General features: G+C 43.2%; 21 protein-coding genes. 10 read left to right on the forward strand and 11 right to left on the reverse strand.

The genetic code is table 11. The features are described from left to right. Positions 1-840: 840 nt before the first annotated feature. Both LDO37_RS13710 and LDO37_RS13715 read left to right on the forward strand, forming a co-directional pair. The gene (locus LDO37_RS13710) at positions 841-1,143 is read left to right on the forward strand and encodes a hypothetical protein (protein ID WP_126605830.1); all 303 of its coding nucleotides are present in this window, start codon (positions 841-843) and stop codon (positions 1,141-1,143) included. After that, positions 1,140-1,586 carry a YaiI/YqxD family protein gene (locus tag LDO37_RS13715; protein WP_101110649.1) on the forward strand — a complete coding sequence of 149 codons (447 nt, stop codon included), beginning with the start codon at positions 1,140-1,142 and terminating at the stop codon, positions 1,584-1,586. The genes LDO37_RS13710 and LDO37_RS13715 overlap by 4 nt, the downstream gene beginning before the upstream one ends. A 29-nt stretch (positions 1,587-1,615) precedes the next feature. Here the strand turns inward: LDO37_RS13715 and LDO37_RS13720 are convergent, their stop codons facing one another. From LDO37_RS13720 to syd, 3 genes are all read right to left on the reverse strand, one after another. Further along, on the reverse strand, positions 1,616-2,032 hold the full coding sequence (locus tag LDO37_RS13720) for a globin family protein (RefSeq protein ID WP_126605831.1): 417 nt from the start codon (positions 2,030-2,032) through the stop codon (positions 1,616-1,618). Positions 2,033-2,160: 128 nt separating this feature from the next. Then, positions 2,161-2,934 (reverse strand): Zn-ribbon-containing protein, encoded by a 774-nt coding sequence (locus LDO37_RS13725; RefSeq protein WP_104401983.1) that lies wholly within the window; start codon positions 2,932-2,934, stop codon positions 2,161-2,163. A gap of 10 nt (positions 2,935-2,944) precedes the next feature. After that, the gene (gene syd, locus LDO37_RS13730; protein WP_126605832.1) at positions 2,945-3,493 is read right to left on the reverse strand and encodes a SecY-interacting protein; all 549 of its coding nucleotides are present in this window, start codon (positions 3,491-3,493) and stop codon (positions 2,945-2,947) included. A gap of 92 nt (positions 3,494-3,585) precedes the next feature. On the opposite strand from syd, the gene queF reads away from it, so the two are divergent. The 6 genes from queF (at position 3,586) to LDO37_RS13760 (ending at position 11,961) form a co-directional block, all read left to right on the forward strand. After that, complete coding sequence (gene queF, locus LDO37_RS13735) at positions 3,586-4,431, forward strand: NADPH-dependent 7-cyano-7-deazaguanine reductase QueF (RefSeq protein ID WP_126605833.1); 846 nt, start codon at positions 3,586-3,588, stop codon at positions 4,429-4,431. Positions 4,432-4,459: 28 nt separating this feature from the next. Further along, positions 4,460-6,724 carry a tetratricopeptide repeat protein gene (locus tag LDO37_RS13740; RefSeq protein WP_126605834.1) on the forward strand — a complete coding sequence of 755 codons (2,265 nt, stop codon included), beginning with the start codon at positions 4,460-4,462 and terminating at the stop codon, positions 6,722-6,724. Between the two features lie 100 nt (positions 6,725-6,824). Further along, positions 6,825-8,396: a GGDEF domain-containing protein gene (locus LDO37_RS13745; protein ID WP_399480284.1), complete on the forward strand. Its 1,572-nt coding sequence runs from the start codon at positions 6,825-6,827 to the stop codon at positions 8,394-8,396. A gap of 313 nt (positions 8,397-8,709) precedes the next feature. Continuing rightward, entirely contained in the window at positions 8,710-10,074 is a 1,365-nt protein-coding gene (ppnN, locus tag LDO37_RS13750) for a nucleotide 5'-monophosphate nucleosidase PpnN (protein WP_126605835.1), read from the forward strand. Between the two features lie 168 nt (positions 10,075-10,242). Beyond that, the gene (gene xni / locus LDO37_RS13755) at positions 10,243-11,022 is read left to right on the forward strand and encodes a flap endonuclease Xni (RefSeq protein WP_126605836.1); all 780 of its coding nucleotides are present in this window, start codon (positions 10,243-10,245) and stop codon (positions 11,020-11,022) included. Positions 11,023-11,205: 183 nt separating this feature from the next. After that, positions 11,206-11,961: a DNA/RNA non-specific endonuclease gene (locus LDO37_RS13760; protein WP_126605837.1), complete on the forward strand. Its 756-nt coding sequence runs from the start codon at positions 11,206-11,208 to the stop codon at positions 11,959-11,961. A gap of 144 nt (positions 11,962-12,105) precedes the next feature. On the opposite strand, the gene rlmM is transcribed toward LDO37_RS13760, so the two are convergent. From rlmM to pomA, 8 genes are all read right to left on the reverse strand, one after another. Then, a complete protein-coding gene (gene rlmM, locus LDO37_RS13765; protein WP_126605838.1) occupies positions 12,106-13,197 on the reverse strand; it encodes a 23S rRNA (cytidine(2498)-2'-O)-methyltransferase RlmM in 1,092 nt (363 codons plus the stop codon). Continuing rightward, positions 13,194-13,592: a DUF423 domain-containing protein gene (locus tag LDO37_RS13770; protein WP_126605839.1), complete on the reverse strand. Its 399-nt coding sequence runs from the start codon at positions 13,590-13,592 to the stop codon at positions 13,194-13,196. Before LDO37_RS13770 ends, rlmM begins: the two co-directional genes overlap by 4 nt. After that, positions 13,589-14,218 carry an alpha/beta fold hydrolase gene (locus LDO37_RS13775; protein ID WP_126605840.1) on the reverse strand — a complete coding sequence of 210 codons (630 nt, stop codon included), beginning with the start codon at positions 14,216-14,218 and terminating at the stop codon, positions 13,589-13,591. The genes LDO37_RS13770 and LDO37_RS13775 overlap by 4 nt, the downstream gene beginning before the upstream one ends. Further along, the gene (locus tag LDO37_RS13780; RefSeq protein WP_126605841.1) at positions 14,218-15,120 is read right to left on the reverse strand and encodes a transcriptional regulator GcvA; all 903 of its coding nucleotides are present in this window, start codon (positions 15,118-15,120) and stop codon (positions 14,218-14,220) included. Before LDO37_RS13780 ends, LDO37_RS13775 begins: the two co-directional genes overlap by 1 nt. A 373-nt stretch (positions 15,121-15,493) precedes the next feature. Further along, positions 15,494-15,928 (reverse strand): DUF805 domain-containing protein, encoded by a 435-nt coding sequence (locus LDO37_RS13785; protein WP_126605842.1) that lies wholly within the window; start codon positions 15,926-15,928, stop codon positions 15,494-15,496. A gap of 116 nt (positions 15,929-16,044) precedes the next feature. After that, positions 16,045-17,493, reverse strand: a complete 1,449-nt coding sequence (gene thiI, locus LDO37_RS13790; protein WP_126605843.1) for a tRNA uracil 4-sulfurtransferase ThiI — start codon at positions 17,491-17,493, stop codon at positions 16,045-16,047. Between the two features lie 129 nt (positions 17,494-17,622). Continuing rightward, on the reverse strand, positions 17,623-18,564 hold the full coding sequence (locus LDO37_RS13795; protein ID WP_126605844.1) for a flagellar motor protein MotB: 942 nt from the start codon (positions 18,562-18,564) through the stop codon (positions 17,623-17,625). 11 nt (positions 18,565-18,575) lie between these two features. Further along, on the reverse strand, positions 18,576-19,340 hold the full coding sequence (pomA, locus tag LDO37_RS13800; protein WP_101110665.1) for a flagellar motor protein PomA: 765 nt from the start codon (positions 19,338-19,340) through the stop codon (positions 18,576-18,578). Positions 19,341-19,701: 361 nt separating this feature from the next. Here pomA and xseB point away from each other — a divergent pair, with 361 nt between their 5' ends. Continuing rightward, a complete protein-coding gene (gene xseB / locus LDO37_RS13805) occupies positions 19,702-19,947 on the forward strand; it encodes an exodeoxyribonuclease VII small subunit (RefSeq protein ID WP_101110666.1) in 246 nt (81 codons plus the stop codon). 3 nt (positions 19,948-19,950) lie between these two features. After that, positions 19,951-20,835 carry a (2E,6E)-farnesyl diphosphate synthase gene (gene ispA / locus LDO37_RS13810; protein WP_126605845.1) on the forward strand — a complete coding sequence of 295 codons (885 nt, stop codon included), beginning with the start codon at positions 19,951-19,953 and terminating at the stop codon, positions 20,833-20,835. Positions 20,836-20,841 lie beyond the last annotated feature (6 nt).

The raw sequence follows: 20,841 nt of genomic DNA on the forward strand, positions 1-20,841 counted from the left end.
TGAGGGTAAATAGCTCTTGGTTAAGCAAATAGCTTTTTGTCCAGTAAACAGACAGATAACGCTATAATTTTCTCGGAAACACACTCAACGTCATAAAGCCCATAGAAAAGAAAAGCCCCGATACTCGCGTATCGGGGCTGTAGTCTTACTCGCAGCAATCCGGCTACTAAAAGTGCTCCATGCATCAAATCCTTGATAGTATGCTGTGTTCCTTCAGCTTAGTCCTTTCGTCGCCATCCTAGCGGTGTCCATGATCCTATCCTGATCTGCTAACCTTCCTGATTAGCGCACTCACTTGTTCCTTGAGCGGTGTCCTTTACATCATCCTGATGCTCGTTCCTTGCCTCTTCCTAGAGGTGTCCATTGTCTTTCCTTTGTCGTCATCTTCCTGATAACGATTGAGTCCATTCAATGTCCTTTCGCTCCATGCTGATCATTCATCCTGAATAACCAAATCTTCTTCCTGAAGATAACCATTCCTTGGTTGTTTCCTGTTCCGTGTCGGAATCCTTCCGACAGAGAACAGATTACGTTTATCTCTTTTTAGAACAACTTAGCCATCTCACATTTCTTTATGAGAAGAAATATCATCAAATAATTTTATTATAAATAACAGTAAGTTAATCGCAACTAGTAATAATACCCCAATATAAATAGCAAACATTTCCTACACCTCTTGTAAGAGATCTCTCACAAGCTAATGAGCAAATAACTCGAGCCCCTCGTTAAACTCACTACAAATAACCAGTGCTGGCGCACACTTCTTGGAACCGATACTATTAGCGCATATTCATTCAGGGCAGTAGACCTTGGTGATGAGTAGAATTTAAGGATCTCAAAATGAAAACTCAGGACATTACAGCAGAATTGGAAGCGGCTATTCAGTCTCTGGCCGACCAAGGCAAAGAGCCTACTGTCGCCTTAGTGAAAACAAGAATGAAAACCCCAGCGCCAATGCCTGCTATTATTGCCGCGATAAAAAGCTGGAAATCTTCATCTCATATCCCAAAAGTTGAAGTTGGGGTCAGTGAACCATCTAGCAACAAACGTGTTGCTTTGCTGGAAGCACAGATAGCTGCTTTTTCTAAGCAAATTGAAGATCTGAATAAACGAATTGAAAAATTAGAGAACCAATCATCATGAAAATCTGGGTAGACGCCGATGCATGTCCCAAGGTCATCCGAGAAACACTCATACGTGCCGCAGAAAGAACAGGAATTACCACCACTTTCGTAGCTAACCACGCGATACCACTACCGAAGCGGAATAATATTCATGCTCTACAAGTGCCTAGCGGCTTTGACATCGCTGACGACGAGATTGTGAAAAGAGTCGAAGCGCAAGACCTCGTTATCACTTCTGATATCCCTCTTGCCGATGAAGTAATCAGTAAAAATGCTTTAGCCTTAAGCCCAAGAGGAGAGTTATTCACCAAAGACACCATAAAAGCTCGTCTAAATATTCGTGATTTTATGGACACAATGCGCTCTAGTGGAGTACAAACTGGTGGTCCAGCCGCACTTTCCCAAACAGAAAGAAGAGAGTTTGCCAACCAACTGGACCGATTTTTAGCCAAACACCGCTAACAGCAAGTCCGACTAAAGTAAGTTCAAAGCTACCGCTGGATTATTTCAGGTTTCATGGTGTCGGATACCACGTGTATAACCGCAACCCACGCTTCGCGATGCTCTTTAGTATAAGACGCCCCAAGCCCCGTTTTTAACGTGTATAGCAACGCGTTACCAACTGGGCTGAAGTGTGAACGTTTAACCCCATATTTATTGTGACGTTGCGCGAGCTGGATCAGAACAGGGACAAGGGCGTTCACATCTTGTAAACCTTCGACCGTGGCTTTAAGCATCATCATAAGCTTTCTGCCTTGAATCTTTAAATCGCCCTTAAAAAGAGGGCGGAGCTCGGGTTCATATTCAAATAGCTTGTTATAAAAGATCTCTGCTGCTTGCTCTGAAATGGGTTCAACTTGCTTGAATGACTGTTGAACCAAAGATATTTGACGCTGTGTAACTGACATAATCACCCTCTATTCCCTGACCTGCGTATTGGTGTCTGTTTGTTTCGAAAAATGAACAGACCTATAAAGTGTAGGCAGATTAAAAACGCCACGCGAGTGCGTGGCAGATTCTTAAATAGATGGGTCGATTAGTCTTTGAAGTCCCAAGATAAATTACTCACTAGTAAGCAATCGTCACATTTAAAGTCGAAAACGCCATGAACGGGTTCATCTAACTTCCAATCCCCTTCGCATTTTGGGCATTTTCTAGACAGCTCTTCTTCTTTGCTTTTACCGCCCACTCGGTAGATATATAGATAAGTAGGAATCCCACTCACGACTTTAATTCGACGACATAAATCCCACCCTCGACGAAACAGCAAACTTTTGCTCGAAGAAATTTCGTAAAGTGATGGGTGCTCAACCACCGAGCCATTCATCTGAAGTTGATCGCACGCACTCCAATCTTCCTGCCATTTTATGATTTGTTTTTGATCACCATTCGCGACAGCGGGCAAACGGTACAGTGGAACGGGCTGGAAGTGTTCACCGCATCGAATCGGCGAACAAGTATGTAGATAACTGGTATAGAGGATTTGCCAATCTCGCTCACCGCATCCATCACTGGGATCGGAGTTCATGTCTTCACCGATCACTTTAATTTTTGGCTGAAGTAACCCCGAATCTGCCAATATATCCATCGCATGCTTAACTTGAGGGCTGTGGAAGTCTGGATGCAAGCTATTGGATTCAGGGCAAACAACGCGCGCGGTAAAAATTGCGCCGTCCATCGAAACAGGCAGTTCTCGCCCTAAGACTTGTCCGTTGTATCTCAGACAATCAAGCACATAATTTACCGCTTTCTCAACATCGCCCATAGACGTATCGCGGTATACTTCAAAAGAGAGCTCGGTAATGTACATCTATCTCACCTTACTGCACGTCTGGCGTCAGTTGCGCCAAGAATTCTTCTACAGACGGCGCTAGAACGTCTCTTTTATCCGTTCCTAAACGCTCAAAAATAACTTCGCCTGTTAAATTACAGATTGAAATGACATCCATTTCAGCATCGGTCGAACCAATAAATACCGTAGGCTTAAGCTTTAGCCTACGCTGCATCACCAAATGACCAAGAATATTTTCTTGTAATCTAAGGAAATCATCTTCACTCCACACTTGAAGCAAAGTTAAAGGCTTACCATCCCAGAGCGCTTCCATATCACCGCAAAACTGACAGCTGTAGAACGCTTTTATGTCTTTATGAATTGTCAGCTCAATGCCATTCTCTACATTACTAAAGTCTGCCCACTCATCTCGGTATACAGGTTGCCACTCAACAAAATCATCGCCTTGTTGCTCAATACAAGGAGAAGGGATACCCGCCAGCTCTTCGCTTTTGGGAAAACTGGAGTTCGTCTCTTGCCATGAAGATACGAAGGATTCGCTGAACGACTTTAAGGCACGTGCAACATTTTGAGACATTGATTGCTCCTAGATACTCATCATAGATTGATGACAGAATTAAAGGGATTAAGTAAACTCCGAGATATTCTAATCGATCTTTTAAAGCAAGTATGAGCAAATATTCGAACGCTGAAGAACTGGCTGGTTTAACTCTTGGACAAATAACGGAATACAGCAGCCAATATGACCCTTCTCTTTTACAAGGTGTTCCTCGCAGCCTAAACCGCAATGATATCCAGCTAACAGATGACCTGCCTTTTATAGGCGTCGACATTTGGACGTTATATGAGCTCTCTTGGCTAAACGAAAACGGACTCCCACAAGTTGCAGTCGGTGAAGTAATACTTCCAGCCACTAGTCCAAACCTAGTCGAATCCAAATCGTTCAAACTGTATTTGAACAGCTTCAATCAAACTCGATTCAGTCATTGGGATGAGGTCAAAAAGGCTTTAGTTAAAGACTTGTCTGAATGTGCGGGCGAAGCGGTGGATGTCGTTATCAACCCTGTCACGTTTTATGATAATCAGCCGATTGTCAGCTTCAAGGGAGAATGCATCGACAATCAGGACATAAAGATTGAACATTATGAATTTGATGCAGCGCTACTTCAAAACTCGACTTCTGATGATCTTGTCTCTGAAACTTTAGTCAGCAACCTTCTCAAATCAAATTGCTTGATCACCAATCAACCCGATTGGGGTAGTGTATCCATTCAATACACAGGGAAGAAAATTAACCGTGAATCTCTTTTACGCTACCTTGTCTCTTTCCGAGAACATAACGAGTTTCACGAGCAATGTGTTGAGCGTATTTTTACGGATATTCAAAAATACTGCGCACCGACCTCGTTAACAGTATTTGCGAGATACACGAGACGTGGCGGATTAGATATCAACCCTTATCGTTCGACAGAACAATCAAGACCGGACAACAATCTGCGCCTAGCAAGACAATAGAAGCGACTTACGCCTGGAGTACAAAGGAATGAAATTTTTTGGTTGGTCGGGGCTGCTTTTTGCCATTTTGCTGCAAAGCCAGACCGCAGTGGCAAAGCTCTATACATCGCCGGTCCTCAGTGAAGCCGCAAGTTTGGTTGAAGTCGACCCAAAAAAATCTAAGAAAATAGCCACCAAATTTCTCCGTCAGCGAAAGTTGACCGACGCTTCGCCTAAAGGACCGTCAGCAATCCCTAGGGAAGATACAGACAACTCTTTACGTACTCCAAGCAGTAGCATTGATGCTCTGCAGATATTGGCACAAGTGGAAATTACGCTTGGTGACCCTCGCAATGCCTTTTTACATTTAGAAAATGCAGAAAGGCTCGCCAACAACCACGACTTACCATTAATCGCGCTTGAAACTCTGCAGCTGAGAGCAGAATTGCTCTGGCTGCAAACGGGGGACATTAAAAAGGCTCTGCCCATCATTGAGAAAGTTGAGCAAGAGCTACTCCAACCACATACCGCTTCGAGCCTTATTACCGATCTTCAATTTAGATTAGCGATGCTCAAGGGTGAAATCGCATCCTTTGAAGGCGATCGTGTTAATGCCGAGTTGGAATATAAAACTGCATTCGAAATACTAGCCAAAATTACACGAATCGATACGCTGATTAATTACCATATTGAGTTAGGTAAACACTATTTACGCTACAAGTCCTACGATTTAGCGTTAACAGAATTACTTACCGGATACTGGATGGCAATAGAGAAAGATAGGAGCCAAGAATTAGCAAAAGCGAACTATCAACTTGCCCAGTTATTTAGACAGCGTCAAGTTCTTGACAAAGCTCTAGAACATCTAGCTCGCTCTGCAGATTTCTACCGAAATTACGAACAATCGCAGATTTTAGGCGATGTAATTAAACAAATGGCGGATATATATTTCTTACAAGGAAAGTATAATTTGGCATTAGTGCGTTATTTTAACGTACTCGATCATGAATACTTAGCACGAGATATTCACGACGCGATTGAATTAAGATTAAGCATTGCTGACACTTATTTACAGTTATTTAACTTTACGCTAGCCGAGCGATATTTAGACCAAGCAAAAAACTTAGTCAATTACACACAAATAAAACCGCTGAAAGCACGTACGTTATTACTCACTGCCAGTTTGGCACTGCAACAAGAACAAACTTCAAATGCACTAAATAATGCAAGAAAGGCACTCGCAATAGGTCAAGATTTATCCGATAACTTTATTTTATTGCAATCCTATCGAGTGCTATCTGCTGCATATGAACAAAATGGCGACTTCATAGAATCATTAAATGCGCTCAAGAAGTTTTCTATTCTCAACGCAAGCCAGCAAAGAAGATTGAATGAAATCAACGAGGATGTGCTAAAGCAGCAAAAGGACATTATCGAGCAGTCTTTACATTACAAAGGGCTGGAAGAAGAGCTAAAAATAGCGCAACAAGAATTTAGAAAATTCCAAAATACAGCGTTTGGTTTATTTATCATCACCGTGATACTGGTGCTATTTGTTTTAAGACGTGGCTATGTAATAGACAAATTAAAAGGTGAAGTTAAAGCACTCAGACTCGATTTGTACACGCACGCTCGTTCTGGCCTTCAAAATTTGCGGTTGCTCAATAAAAAGCTTCAGAATTCATTAGCGCGCAGTAGTGCAACATTCGAACAATGGCAGCTTGGTGAGCTAATCAGTGAACCATTCAGCGACCGACTGCGCTTTGTAATGTTTGACTTACCCTTTTTGCGTAACACGTACCTTGAGCTGGGCTATCAAGCAGGACTCGAGCTAGAGAGATCGTTCGGAGAGTTTATAAAATCAAAAGTCAGCAGACCTGCTCGCCTTTACCACTTTTCAGACGCAATGTTTCTGTATGTTGAGCCCAATACTAAGACTGCAACCGAACCGCAACAAATGTTCGATAAGATTTGCAGCTGGATCTCAGAATTTGAGCCAGAAAGAAAAATATCGCGCAAAGTTCACGTAGGTATGGCAGATTATCCTTTCTTGCCCAGAGCATATACAGCGATTAACGATCAAGAATTAATAGATATATTACTGCTGTCAACAAACCTTGCTCGTGGAATAGAAAAAAATAGCGATGAAAGCCAATGGGTCTATTTACGAGCAATTGAAAATGCTCCAGCGGCAAGTTTTGCGACCGATAATATTCGACTTGCATGTAAGCAAGCATTAAACCAAGGGTTAATAAAAGTCCAATCATCATGCCAAAATGAGGATGACATCAAAAAATTGACACTATCCGAGTGATAAGTGAGCACTTAACTCCTGATTAAAGTGACCTTATTTTGTTTTTTGTTATTATCATTAAACTGTTTTCGCCATCGCGGTTTATTGGCATCTGCTTTTTATGAATGATTTGGATACTCTTGAGCAAGAGTTGAAAGACGAATTACATGATTTAAAGTGTAAATTAGATCACGCACGTCTTTCGCATCGAGATTCTCTTTTTAAATTTAAAAGAGAACAAAACGTTCTTAAGCGTATAGTTGCTAATCTTAGTGATGCATGCAAAGGTAATAACCAAGATCTTGATAAAGGTTTGTCGCTATTAAAGCAAGACCTAGAACACCAACAAGATGTCACAAAGTTAATACCTAAGCTGGTCGTCATAGAAAGAATGCTGAAGCAAAACACGGTGACCATGGAAAAAAAGACAATTCACTTAGACGAGCGAATTAAACATAGCGGAGAAACGTTGCAGCGCATCCCTGGTCTGCCTGCACAGTTAAAACGCGATCTCCGCAACCTGCTTCATTTCCCAAGTCGAAAGCTGACCCAAGAAATTGACCAAGCAATTCGCCTTTTGGGTATATACGAGCGCGCCACAAAAATCATGGCGTCTAATTCTCGTAATAACCTCAATTTAGAAAAAGCCGTTGATCAGGAAATTTTTGATCGCCTTTCTGAAGAGCTGCAAAATCTGATTACTGAATTAGATTTCGATGGCGAGTCTGGTGAATTATTAACCGACATAAGAGCTAAGCTTCTCATTGGTGTACCACCAAATGAATTGTTTGAATTAATACTTCAAATTTTGAAGCTTGTTATTCAAGGCACCCATTTCGAACGCAAAACCTCTGAGCAGTTTTTAGACCAGGTCAATACCTCTCTTAACACCGCAATAAAGAACACATCGCAGAATATCGAACAAAGCCTTTCTTACTCTGAACATCGTAAGATGATGCACTTCGAGATCAACGATTTGGTCTCTCAGGGCAAAAGCAATTTGGAATCCGATTTAGATGCCGAGGCACTTAAGCTCGCCATCGCACCTCTTTTGGATAAGATAGGTTCGCTAACAGAACGCTTGCAGCACATCGAAAAACGAGAGCAAACTCTGACCGAAAGGCTCAGCTACAGTCATAACCAGCTGGAAGCGCTGCAAGAAGTGACTCAAGACTATCGCCGCCGATTACAAGATCAGGCACAAAGGCTTCTTCTTGATCCACTAACTAAAGTGTATAACAGAGCAGCACTCGCGGATAAACTCGAGCTGGAGTACCGCCGCTGGATCCGAGCTCAACACTCTTTCCGAATTTTGTTGCTTGATATCGACAACTTTAAAACGTTGAACGATAGCTTTGGGTACAGTGCAGGAGATAAAGCACTAAAGATCATCGCTCGCACTATAAAAAAGGCTGTGAAAGATACCGATATTGTGGCGCGATTCTCTGGTGAAGAGTTCTTAGTTCTGCTTCCTGATCAAGTGGACTCAGAAACTCACGTCGTTACACAAAAGATTCAAGCGCAAATATCCAAGCTGCCATTTAAATTTAGAGACCAAAGCATCACTATCACTGCCTCTGCGGTTTGTGCTGTCTTCGGTGATACCGATACTCCTGAAGAAGTGCTTGAAAGGCTGCAACTCGGTCTCAAAAACGCCAAGAGAACAGGTCCTAATCAGCTGATCTGGCTGTAGCCCCTGACTTTTATCTCTTCATTAGAAAAAATCATCTAATTTCCCTCCCGATAACCGAGCTGAATTTTCAATCCTATTCCACCTTCACAATGCCTAATTGAGCTCATCGATATGGGAATGAGTTGTATACTTAACGCTCAAAGAGCGTAATGAATTTTTCGACCGTTTAGACAGGTTTTGTCTCGGTGGACACCTCAATTTATTGATTTATCCGTTAAAAGTGAGTGGCGAAACCCCAAATTCCTGTGTAAGGTGAAATGACAGGGTAGAGAAATTAACAAAAACAATGACTTTCTATCCCAAGGAGGAGCCTATGATTACTCATATCAGCCCTGCAGGCAGCATGGACTTGCTGTCTCAGATTGAAGTAGAACGTCTAAAAAAAACCGCCTCTAGTGAGCTTTACCAGCTCTATAGGAACTGCAGCCTTGCGGTTCTCAACTCCGGCAGCCATACCGATAACTCTGAAGAACTACTTAATAAATATAAAGCGTTCGACGTAAGCGTGATGCGTCGCGAACGTGGTATTAAGCTCGAGCTCAACAACCCACCCGATCATGCATTCGTTGACGGCACTATTATTACCGGTATTCAAGAGCATCTTTTCTCGGTGTTGAGAGACATTGTTTACGTCAACATGCACCTAGCCGACAACCAAAGACTCAACCTAACCAATGCAACCCACATCACTAACCTAGTGTTCGGTATATTGCGTAACGCGGGTGCACTTCACCCAGGAATAGACCCAAATCTTGTGGTTTGCTGGGGCGGTCACTCTATAAACCCTATCGAATATCAATACACCCGAGAGGTTGGGCATGAGCTTGGGTTAAGAGAGCTGAACATCTGTACGGGTTGTGGTCCAGGTGCAATGGAAGGTCCGATGAAAGGGGCTGCCATAGGGCACGCAAAACAGCGTTACGACGAACAACGCTACATAGGGTTAACTGAACCCTCCATTATTGCGGCAGAGCCACCTAACCCAATTGTGAATGAACTCATCATCATGCCTGACATCGAAAAGCGTTTAGAAGCGTTTGTTCGAATGGCACACGGCATAGTCATTTTCCCAGGTGGTGCTGGTACCGCAGAAGAGCTTCTGTACATCCTTGGTATTATGCTTCACCCAGACAATGTCGATCAGCCGATGCCGATTGTATTAACTGGACCGAAAGAAAGTGAGGCTTACTTCCGATCCATCGATAAATTCATCGGGGATACGCTGGGAGAAGAAGCGCAAAGCCGCTACAACATTGTGATTGGCGATCCTGAAAAAGCGGCAAAAATCATCAAGGAAACCATGCCAACGGTTCGCGAGCATCGCAAAGAAACAGGTGATGCGTACAGTTACAATTGGTCTTTAAAGATTGAGCCTGAATTCCAGCTCCCGTTTGAGCCAACACATGACAACATGGCCAATTTGGATCTTCACCTAAACCAAAAACCTGAAGTATTAGCCGCTAAATTGCGTCAAGCATTCTCGGGAATTGTTGCTGGTAACGTAAAAGCAGAAGGCATTAGGGAAATAAAACGAAAAGGACCTTTCATTATCGATGGCGACCCCGCGCTAATGAAAAAAATGGATCGACTACTCAGCGATTTTGTTGAACAACAAAGGATGAAACTACCGGGTTCGGAATACATTCCTTGCTACAAGATTGCTCTGTCAGATCAATAGTTACTAACGGGATATATAGGGCTGTCAGCTCAATAGGGGTTACTTGATCAGTCAGGAAATCCCGATTCAGATCATCACGTTTTGATTCGTATACTCTTTTTATTCACATACGGTTTTTATTTACATACACTAAGGGGCATTACGCCCCTTTTTCTTTAGAATTCAAAAATGTCGATTCATCTAGTCATCATTGATGCTCTGAACCTCATTCGTCGCGTGCATTCAGCGCAACCTGATCCCACAGACATCTCACGGACCATAGAAACTACTGGTCGAACATTGAATCGAATCTTATCGGAATCTAGTCCTACGCATATCATTGCGGTCTTCGATCATCATGAACAAGATAGGGGGTGGCGAGCTGAAGTACTTCCTACATATAAAGAAAACCGAAAGCCCATGCCTGAACCACTACTGAAGGGTTTAGATGCTATCCAAGATGCATGGTGGAAACTCGGTATCGATTCACTATTATCTGATGGTGATGAAGCGGACGACTTAGTCGCAACATTAGCCTGTAAAGTCGCGAGCCATGGTGAAAAAGTAACTATAGTGTCGACAGACAAAGGCTACTGCCAACTACTCTCACCTACCCTTCAAATTCGAGATTATTTTCAGCACCGCTGGCTTGATGCTCCGTTTATTGAAAAAGAGTTTGGTGTAAAACCAGAACAACTCGCTGATTATTGGGGGTTGGCGGGAGTGAGCTCTAGCCAAGTTCCTGGTATTCCGGGGGTTGGACCCAAAGCGGCGAAAGAAATACTCACCGCTTATGCTGATATCGAAAGCGCCTATGCGTCTGACGATTTACCAGCTAAGTACCGTAAAAAATTTGACGAACACATCGAATCTGCACGAGCGTGCAAAAAGATTTCAGCATTAAAAATAGACATGGAGCTCGGCTTCAACTTGCAAGATATCCGATATTCAGGACCTAACCAACTGTAATATATGCGCTTAATATCCGCACCATTCCTCAATGTTCAATAAACGTGTTGTGAAATCCTTTGCACTCACAACACCAATACAATATTGGGCTTACCTTACAAGATGCTGATTATTCTAGAATCAGCTTCACAACGTTATTGATAAATATCATTATTTTTATATCTCCCAATAAGGAGAAAAATAATGAAAAGAACAATCTTACTTACCTTAACGACATTAATGTCGCTCCCAGCTCTCTCTGCAACCTGTGCCAAGCATCTGGATATAGGAGTTCCTTCAAGTCAATCCGACCAAGTATTGTGTCGAGATGGCTACGCCGTAGGGTATAACTACACAACAAAAAATGCAGATTGGGTTGCCTATCACATCACTGCAGACAGCGTGAACTTAAAGTTCAAGCGAAAGAGTAGTTTCTTCAAAGAAGACCCCGATTTGCCACAGCATGCACGCTCAACTCTCGCAGATTACCGTGGTACTGGGTACGACCGAGGTCACCTCGCCCCTTCAGCAACCATGGACTTTACGCTTCAATCCATTAAACAAAGCTTTTATATGAGTAATATGTCTCCCCAGCTTCCCACATTTAATCGCGCGGGTTGGCGAATACTGGAAGAACACGTGCGGGATTTGGCGAATGAGTACAATGAACTGTACGTGGTAACGGGGCCCATCTATCAAGGAAATGAAAACAGTATTGGAGATGGTGTAACGATACCGAGCGCTTTTTATAAAGTAATTCTGGATCCGCAATTTAACGAAGCCATCGCATTCATCGTCCCACACAGAAAAGTTTCAGGGGATGAACTTGTCAATTTCATTACAACGATTGACGATGTAGAACAACAAACCGGATTGGATTTTTTCTCTGCCACTCCAAACACTACCGAAGATGAAATGGAGTCGGTAGATTGGCCGGATATGTGGCCAACTAATCAGTAATAATTGGGTTCTATTGTCCCCAGAATGAAGCAATAAAAAACGCTCCGATTGGAGCGTTTTTTTGACTAATAAGCCTTTTAATGTCTTTCCGCTTCTTTAACTAAGTGAGGCGATAGCTTAGTTAACTTACATTACCTAGAAAACCTAATGAGGCGATATGTTCGACAAGCATTGAATGTGAACCGTGATCTCCTCTCTATCATGGTAGAGATGCTTAGCTTGAAGCTTGAATTTCACTTTATTGTCGATTAGAAAAACTTTTAAGTTCTCGATATCTTGAAGAACTTCATCGTATCGACCTTTCATTGGCAGCTTAAGGTTAAAGATGGTTTCTTTTGCCCAACCTTTTATTAGCCACTCTCCCATCAGCTGAGCAACGCGCGATGGTTTTTCAATCATGTCACACACTAACCACGTCACGTTCTTACGTGGGGGTTCAAATTTAAACCCATCTTCCATATGGTGTTTAACCTGACCCGTATCCATCAAGCTTTGCGCCATCATGCCATTATCAATTGCATGAACAAACATAGAGCGCTTCACAAGCTGGTATGTCCAACCACCGGGACAAGCTCCCAAATCGGTCGCCCACATACCAGAAGCTAAACGTGTGTCCCATTCCTCCTTAGGAATGAAAACATGGAATGCTTCTTCCAATTTTAATGTGGAACGGCTCGGTGCATCGGATGGGAATTTAAGACGAGGAATCCCCATAAAGAATTTTGAGTTATTGTCGGATACGGAATAGCCAACAAAACAGTGACCCGGTGCGACAAAACACGCATGCAATACCGGCTTTTTAGGGTTGTCTTTGTTGTAAAGCACCCCTTTTCCACGTAAGGCTTGCCTTAATGGCACGGTAAACTTGCGGCAAAACTTCAGAAGCTCTTTCGCTTCATTGGTATCTGGTGTTTCCACACGAAGATCGCCACAACGTGGAAATGCCTCTATCTCAGATAGCCCTTCAAGAATGGGCGAAATTCGATCATCCTGTGGCAAATCTTTACATTCTGCTGCCACGGCAAAAATCTGGCGGGCAAAAATCAATGAGTTAAAGTCCAGCTCCTGAGCCAGTTTCGCACCATCGCCTTCCTGGTAGCACTCGAACAACACATACCCTGTGTTTTTTTGTACTCTCGGGAAACCGTACACTTCTAATTGAGTAGCACGATCCTGAATCTCACCTGCACACTCTTTTTCGAAACCTTGGCGGCAGTAGAGCATTAAGTGTTTCACGACTTCACCTCTTTCATTCTAAACGCAGCAATAGTGAAGCAAACCCAACCCACAATAAACATTAAGCCACCAAATGGAGTAATAGGTCCAAACCATTTGATTCCCGTTAATGCAAGCGCATAAAGGCTGCCACTAAAGCAAAGGATGCCGATAATAAAGCAAATCGCCGCGTTTCGCAGTCCTTTTTCTACTTTCTCTCCGACTTTTATCTGCATCAAAATACCAATCAAGACCAACGCCAATGTGTGGATGAATTGGTATTGCACTCCGGTATCAAATACCCCAATCAGATATTCAGACAGCATCGCCTTTAAGCCATGTGCTGCGAATGCACCCAACATCACGGCAGTCGCGCCAAAGACACCAGCGATCATTAAAACTTGCTTACTTTTCACTGCTCCCCCTTAACGTCACAACAGCCTCTTATAAAGCTCACCAAATGTTCAATGGCTAAATCGATATTGCCTTCTTGTGTGTGACCAGAGCTTTTTCTGGGTTTGAAGCTGTGGTCGCCGTCGGGAATAAACTGAAGCTCTACTGCATCAGAAAAGTGAAATTCGGCGCATTCTTCTTTTTTCCCAAACGTGTCTCTTTCACCCTGAAGGATAAGGCATGGTTTATTGATTTGAGCGAGGTGATCACCTTTGAATTTCTCTGGTTTCCCTGGTGGGTGAAAAGGGAAACCAAGGCACGCGATACCTTGAATGTGTGGAGATTCGGATAACAAGCTCGCCATGCGCCCCCCCATCGACTTTCCGCCAATTACAAGGCTCTCATCACTGTATCGCTCAATCACCTCTTCAAAGGCTTCGAGCAACTTTGGCGCGCGATCGGGTGGACGCTTTTTTCCATCTTCCGAGCGCTTTACCATGTAAGGAAAGTTGAAACGAACAACACGAATACCATGTTCTGCAATACCTTCCGCTACCCGAGTCATGAAATCATGATCCATTCCTGCACCAGCACCATGGGCAAAAAGAAACGTCTGCGCACCTTCACCATTTACAATTACTTGGCTCATTAAATAAAATCCTCTTGCTCTTTTGCCGCTTTAGCCAGCATCCAATCTCTGAAGGTGGCTATTCGCCCTGTATCTGCCTGTTGCTCATGGCACACCACATAAAAAGCATTTTTGCTGATCAATACCTCATCAAATGGACAAACTAATCGCCCAGCATCAATTTCTGGCTGGGCAAGAACATTGTTTCCCAACGCGACACCCTGTCCGTGGACTGCTGCTTGCAATACCATGGTTGAATGGCTAAAGATTGGACCGTGATTAACATTTACCCCCTCAATTTCATGAACGCGAGTAAATTGTTTCCAATCTTTTCTGGATGTATCGTGCAATAACGTATGCTGTTTTAAATCCCCAAGAGATTCTAATGGTTTCGTACCGAGCAACAACTGAGGCGAACATACAGGAACCAAACATTCTTGATACAGTTTGTCCGCTCGAAGACCCGACCAATTACCTCGCCCATAATAGATGGCAACATCCACATCGTCAGTGAGAGAGCCTTCATCCATATCCACAGCTTTAATGCGAACATCAATGTCGGGTTCTTGCGCATTAAAGTCCGCAAGCCTTGGAACGAGCCATTGAATGGCGAAGCTTGGGGGTAGGCTAATGGTTAACGCCCCTTTCTCACTGCGTTCAAGCACTTTATCGGTCGCTTCAGCAAGTGAAGTAAAAACATCTTTGATATCGAGGAAGTAGCTTTGCCCCTCTTCAGTTAAGAGCAAAGATCGGTTACGACGACGGAATAATTTCAACCCAAGATAATCTTCCAGAGTTTTGATCTGATGACTCACGGCTGCCTGTGTAACAAACAATTCTTCTGCAGCTCGTGTAAAACTCAGGTGTCTGGCTGCAGCTTCAAAGACACGAAGAGAATTTAAAGGGGGAAGGCGTCTGGACATGATTCACCAATTTAGACTTAGCATTAGTTTTTTTTATCCGAAACATTATAAATTGTCGATTGCCGATGAGCCAGAGAAAATCTATATTTCGTCTCGTAGCGCTAAGCCTGAACGGCTTGATTATCTATGATAATCAATTGGTTTGGTTGTTACGATGTTGTGTTTGCATAAACTCGAATTTCGAGTTGGTAGAGTTATCTACCATAGTGTCTTAGCGCTCAGCGCCAAGACCATACTTCCTGTATTATTTTGACCTGTCTGTCAATTTTTCAGCACCGCCTATAAAGGCGGTGTTTTTTTATGTCTCCAAAGCCTAAAAAGCCCCGATAAACAGGGCTTGAAGTCATTAAGTGCGCGGTAAGTAATGCAGTGGTTATGCAATCACTGTTTCTTGATTTGCGCTGCCATCACCAGAATTCCCTTTAGGGTTGTCACCATACTGATTTGGACCAGGTTGGCTGTCCATTACGCTGAATACAAACAGAGCGATACCACCAATAGCCGCGAGACCAGCGCCTACGAACGCCAACTCGTAAGACTGATTGAAAGCGGCAAAACCTGCAATAATAGCACCAGGTAATGGACACAATAACCACCAGCCACTTTTACCAATATCATGCAAACGGCGAACAGCCAACGCAAGCTGGGGCACCATTACCGCTAATGGATAAATGACATTAACGAGTGGGATGAATGCCAGTAAAAGGCTGACCAAAAAGTTTATCAGTGCAAACATCCAGTAATCTTTGCGACGCGATCGACTTGAGAAGTCGAAAGGGTTTTTCCAAGCTTTTAAAAATTCGTTCATAACCAACCTCATGATATTGATATATTTATTTTAAGAAGGTTACAAATAGTAATTGTGTTGCATAAAAAAACCACTCCAAAGAGTGGTTTTTTTGTAGGGGTTAACAGAATTATAGATTAAGGACGGTATACCTTAACATTATGATAACCTTGTTCTTTAAGATAAAGAGCTTGCAAGCGGCTCATGACACCTCTATCACAATACAGCAAGTACGATTTAGTTTGGTCTAAGTCGCCAAATTTAGTGCTCAGCTTAAAGAAAGGAATATGAACGACCTCAACACCTTCTATCTCTAGTGGGTTTTCGTCCTCTTCTTCTGCACTACGAATATCCAGCACAACCGCATCTTGCTCAACAGCTTCTACTTGTTCAACTTCTGGCGCTTGTTCAAGGCTTTCTTTCGCAATATCACGAATATCCATTACGCGGGAATCGTAAACGACTTTCTCTAGAATAGAGAAATCGAACTTCTCTTCTTCCGTTTCAAGCTTTTCTTTAACTGCTTTGACGGTTGGCTTTTTCGAAATCACACCACAATATTCAGGCATAGTTTTCGCAAAGTCTTCCGTGCCAATATCACGAGCAAGATTGATGATATCTTCCTTATCCCAGTTGATAAGAGGGCGAAGAATCAGTGTGTCTGTCACGATATCGATATGTCTTAGATTGGTCAGGGTTTGGCTAGATACTTGACCCAATGCTTCCCCAGTGACTAATGCTTGAATACCGAACTTATCGGCAATCATTCCGCCTGCACGCATAAACATACGCTTCAAGACTACACCCATTTGACCGTCATCTACTTTTTCTAGAATCTCAGCAACAACGGGTTCAAAATCCACTGAAATGAATTTTACTTTGGCCGATGAACCGTATTTTTCCCACAAATAGTGAGCAACTTGCTTAACACCAATCTCGTGTGCTGGTCCACCTAAGTTGAAGAAGCAGTAATGGGTTTTAGAACCGCGCTTTATATGCAGGTAACTTGAAACACCAGAATCGAAACCACCAGAAATGAGGCTGAGTACATCTTCTTGCGTTCCCAATGGGAAACCGCCCAATCCCTTATGACGTGCCAATACTTGATTGAGCTTTTCGTTCGCTACTTCAATTTTTACCGTAACGTCAGGTTTGCTGAGTTTAACGCGAGCACTTTCGACTGCTTGGTTCAACCCGCCACCAACATAGCGCTCAAGTTCAATAGAAGTAAAGTCATGCTTACCGCGGCGCTTAGCGCGAACCACAAAGGTTTTTCCTTCTAGCTTGTCGCGGTTAAGTTCGAGCACTTGCTCATAGATATCGTGCATGTCTTCAAAGTCTGATTGCAATACTTCCAAAACATGATGAATACCTGGAGTCTGAGTCAGGATTGCTAAAACCTTTTCGTAGTGTTCGTCACTGTTTGCTGTCACTTCAATGTGATCACGACGGTTAAACACCGCCACATTTTCAGTGTGCTTTTGAATAACAATGCGAATATTACATTCCAGAATACGAGTGAAGCGCTTTCGAACAGAATCACTTTTAACAAAAATTTCTGGATGGGGTTTAACAATAAACTTCATGGCTTTCTTCACTGTATTAGAAAAAGGATTGCCTTAGGCAATTCTGAGGCGCGCGATTATAACCGAGATAACCCCACAAAAAAAGGTGAGCTCATATCGAACTCACCTTTATCATTTTAGAACTATCATTTACTGCTGAGCAGAAACTTCGTCACTAAAGTGCGGTTTACCTTGCATGATATTGATTTCAACGCGACGGTTTTCAATTCTGCCCTCTCGAGTGTCGTTACTCACGAGCGGCTCTGTGTCTGCCATCCCCCGAACACGTAAACGAGCATGTTCAAACCCTTTCACTTTTTCCATTTCATGAGCAACGGATACGGCTCTTTGAGAGGATAAATCCCAGTTTGATCGATACAGTTCAGAATCTAATGGCTGGTTATCTGTGTGACCGGAAACTCGAACAATTCCCGGCACATCCTTCACCAACTCTGCAACTTGTCGCACCAAAGGACGGAACTTAGGTTGCAAGAAAGCAGAACCTTCAGGAAACACACCTTTTTCACGAATACGAATAACAATTTGTTGCCCGAGATTTTCGACCTCGACGGCGCCTTCATCGATTTCTTTTTCCAGCGCTTTTTTGATGCTCTCAACAATGGTTTCCATTTCCTGAGATTGAGATTCGGCTTGTTGCTGTTGTTGCTCTGATTCGTTATTTTGATTCATCTTAGTAGATGTGTCTGGCGATTTACCGCCTGTCAGCTTACCGACTTCTCGTTTTGTACCACCTGCGCGATCGGACTCTCCATCATGAAACTCCAAGGTTTTCTGCGTCATATCGATGGTTTGCTGCATGATCACATCAATCGGAGTAGGTTCAGGGCGACCAGGACGAAACTCTTGAGCGATCACACTGGTTCCTTTAGGGATATCTTTCACTTCCAGCTGATTTTGAACACCAAACGCAAATTTCATTGAACCCGCAATCTGTTTGAACTTCAGTACATCCATTTCAGAAAACGAAAGCAGGAGTACGAAGAAGCACATCAATAGCGACATCAAATCAGCGAATGTACCCATCCACAATGGGAGCCCCGGGGGGGGACATTTGCACTCTTCTTCTTCCATCTCAGTTCACCTTACTCGCCATCCACATCAAGAACACGCTTACTTTCATTAAGGTAGTTCTTCAAATAGCTGTCGATAACACGAGGGTTTTGACCGTCTTGAATGGCTAATACACCATCCATAATCAGACGGCGATTCAGTTTTTCTTGCTCACGACGAAGGGATAGCTTGTCGGCAATTGGGAAAAACACCATGTTAGAAAGAATAGCACCGTATAGCGTTGTAAGAAGTGCTACCGCCATTGCAGGACCGATAGATTTAGGATCATCCATGTTGGAAAGCATCGCTACCAAACCAACCAGTGTACCGATCATTCCCATCGCAGGCGCAACATCACCAAAAGCCGTAAACACAGCTCTTCCTTGTTCATGGCGCTCATCGGTGAGCGAAATGTCTTTTTGAAGGGTCGCCCGGACAACATCTGCATCATGCCCATCGACGAGTAAATCGATACCTTTTTGCATAAAGGAGCTGGTAATTTCCATTTCTTCTAACGCAAGAAAACCACCTTTACGAGCGGCATCCGCCATTTCAACAACCTTAGCGATCAAATCTTCAGGTTCGTCCGCTTTAAACATGAAGGCTTTACCTGCAATTTTGGCCGCGCCAAAAAACTGCCCCATGGTAAATTTCATTAATACAACGAAGGTTGAGCCACCGACTACGATCAAGATAGAAGTGGTATCGATAAAAATACCGATGCCTCCCCCCAACACCATCGCCATGATGACGAATGCAAAACCGCCAATTAATCCAATTAACGTTGCTAAATCCACAAAGCACCCCTCATGCTATAAATTCTACTGTGCGCTTAACACCAACTATCGGCAGAATCTGAGTATTATTTAGGACTTTTCCCGATACCAAGCGCAAATTTTCCTTTAACTTTAACAGAGTATAACCGAGTTACCTACGCTCGCTGCCCATTCACATTGTAGGCAATCTCTCGTTTTGTGTTGTGATCACGTCTGAATTGGGCAAAAAAGAATCTCCATCATAATTTGAGACTATTTGTTAATAACGAATAGAGGATAAAAACTGATATACTGCACTTTTGTTAAATTTTCTCTTGCGTGAGTTTGACCAGCAGCAGTCGCTGGGGTAACTTGCGTGCAACGTTTTAATAGCAGAAACCGTATGGCAAGCAAAAAACCAGAAAACATGACTTTTGAAGAGTCTCTAACAGAATTGGATTCTATTGTTGAGCAGTTAGAAAGCGGCGATCTCGCACTAGAAGATGCTTTAAAAAAATTTGAACGTGGAATCCTCCTTGCTCGATCAGGTCAAGGTAAATTATCTGAAGCTGAACAACGTGTTGCCATTCTGACTCAAGATGACGATCAGGCTGAACTTTCGCCATTTGAATCAAATTCTGAAGATTAATTTATGTCCGCTTCTTTAACGCCTTATCAAAACCGCAGTAACACGCAGTTGAATGCATGGCTTGATACCCTTCCTTATCAAGAGTTACCTCTAATTCAGGCTATGCGCCACGGATTAACTCTGGGTGGCAAGCGTGCGCGCCCTTATCTCGTTTACATTACCGGTGAAATGCTGGGATGTGGGCTAGAAGATTTGGATACACCAGCCTGCGCAGTCGAATGTATTCACGCCTACTCTTTGATTCATGATGACTTACCCGCAATGGACGATGACGAGCTTCGTCGCGGTCAGCCAACTTGTCATATCAAATTTGATGAAGCAACCGCCATATTGACAGGCGATGCACTACAGACATTGGCATTTACTATTCTTGCTGAAGGTAAGCTGAGTTCCGACGGAGAGCTTAACCGTATAAAAATGGTTCAAACACTTGCTAATGCCTCTGGCGTGAGCGGGATGTGTATGGGGCAAGCGCTCGACCTCGCCGCGGAAAACCGCAGCGTGTCACTCGAAGAACTTGAAACCATCCACTTAAATAAAACAGCAGCACTGATAAAAAGCGCCATAAAGATGGGCGCAATGGCTGCTGGAGAGAAAGGGCTGACTGTTCTTCCTCAATTGGAAAGATACGCAGACCTAGTCGGTCTGGCTTTCCAAGTACAAGACGATATTTTAGATATCATCAGCGATACTGAAACATTGGGGAAACCTCAAGGTTCAGATCAAGAATTAAACAAGAGTACTTACCCTTCCCTATTAGGTTTGGAAGGTGCTCAGAAGAAAGCTCAAGAGCTGCTCACTGAGGCGTTAGGCACATTAGAAGCCATCCCTTACAATACGCAGTTACTTGAAGAGTTCGCCCGTTATGTGGTCGAGCGCAAAAACTAAACTATA

It is taken from the genome of Vibrio penaeicida (assembly GCF_019977755.1).
GTDB classification, from domain to species: Bacteria; Pseudomonadota; Gammaproteobacteria; order Enterobacterales; family Vibrionaceae; genus Vibrio; species Vibrio penaeicida.

What these genes read in the sequence shown, in the direction of transcription:
- LDO37_RS13710 (WP_126605830.1), top strand. Translation starts at nt 841, where the DNA reads ATGAAAACTCAGGACATTACAGCAGAATTGGAAGCGGCTATTCAGTCT.
- LDO37_RS13715 (WP_101110649.1), top strand. Translation starts at nt 1,140, where the DNA reads ATGAAAATCTGGGTAGACGCCGATGCATGTCCCAAGGTCATCCGAGAA.
- LDO37_RS13720 (WP_126605831.1), bottom strand. Translation starts at nt 2,032, where the DNA reads ATGTCAGTTACACAGCGTCAAATATCTTTGGTTCAACAGTCATTCAAG.
- LDO37_RS13725 (WP_104401983.1), bottom strand. Translation starts at nt 2,934, where the DNA reads ATGTACATTACCGAGCTCTCTTTTGAAGTATACCGCGATACGTCTATG.
- syd (WP_126605832.1), bottom strand. Translation starts at nt 3,493, where the DNA reads ATGTCTCAAAATGTTGCACGTGCCTTAAAGTCGTTCAGCGAATCCTTC.
- queF (WP_126605833.1), top strand. Translation starts at nt 3,586, where the DNA reads ATGAGCAAATATTCGAACGCTGAAGAACTGGCTGGTTTAACTCTTGGA.
- LDO37_RS13740 (WP_126605834.1), top strand. Translation starts at nt 4,460, where the DNA reads ATGAAATTTTTTGGTTGGTCGGGGCTGCTTTTTGCCATTTTGCTGCAA.
- LDO37_RS13745 (WP_399480284.1), top strand. Translation starts at nt 6,825, where the DNA reads ATGAATGATTTGGATACTCTTGAGCAAGAGTTGAAAGACGAATTACAT.
- ppnN (WP_126605835.1), top strand. Translation starts at nt 8,710, where the DNA reads ATGATTACTCATATCAGCCCTGCAGGCAGCATGGACTTGCTGTCTCAG.
- xni (WP_126605836.1), top strand. Translation starts at nt 10,243, where the DNA reads ATGTCGATTCATCTAGTCATCATTGATGCTCTGAACCTCATTCGTCGC.
- LDO37_RS13760 (WP_126605837.1), top strand. Translation starts at nt 11,206, where the DNA reads ATGAAAAGAACAATCTTACTTACCTTAACGACATTAATGTCGCTCCCA.
- LDO37_RS13775 (WP_126605840.1), bottom strand. Translation starts at nt 14,218, where the DNA reads ATGAGCCAAGTAATTGTAAATGGTGAAGGTGCGCAGACGTTTCTTTTT.
- LDO37_RS13780 (WP_126605841.1), bottom strand. Translation starts at nt 15,120, where the DNA reads ATGTCCAGACGCCTTCCCCCTTTAAATTCTCTTCGTGTCTTTGAAGCT.
- LDO37_RS13785 (WP_126605842.1), bottom strand. Translation starts at nt 15,928, where the DNA reads ATGAACGAATTTTTAAAAGCTTGGAAAAACCCTTTCGACTTCTCAAGT.
- thiI (WP_126605843.1), bottom strand. Translation starts at nt 17,493, where the DNA reads ATGAAGTTTATTGTTAAACCCCATCCAGAAATTTTTGTTAAAAGTGAT.
- LDO37_RS13795 (WP_126605844.1), bottom strand. Translation starts at nt 18,564, where the DNA reads ATGGAAGAAGAAGAGTGCAAATGTCCCCCCCCGGGGCTCCCATTGTGG.
- xseB (WP_101110666.1), top strand. Translation starts at nt 19,702, where the DNA reads ATGGCAAGCAAAAAACCAGAAAACATGACTTTTGAAGAGTCTCTAACA.
- ispA (WP_126605845.1), top strand. Translation starts at nt 19,951, where the DNA reads ATGTCCGCTTCTTTAACGCCTTATCAAAACCGCAGTAACACGCAGTTG.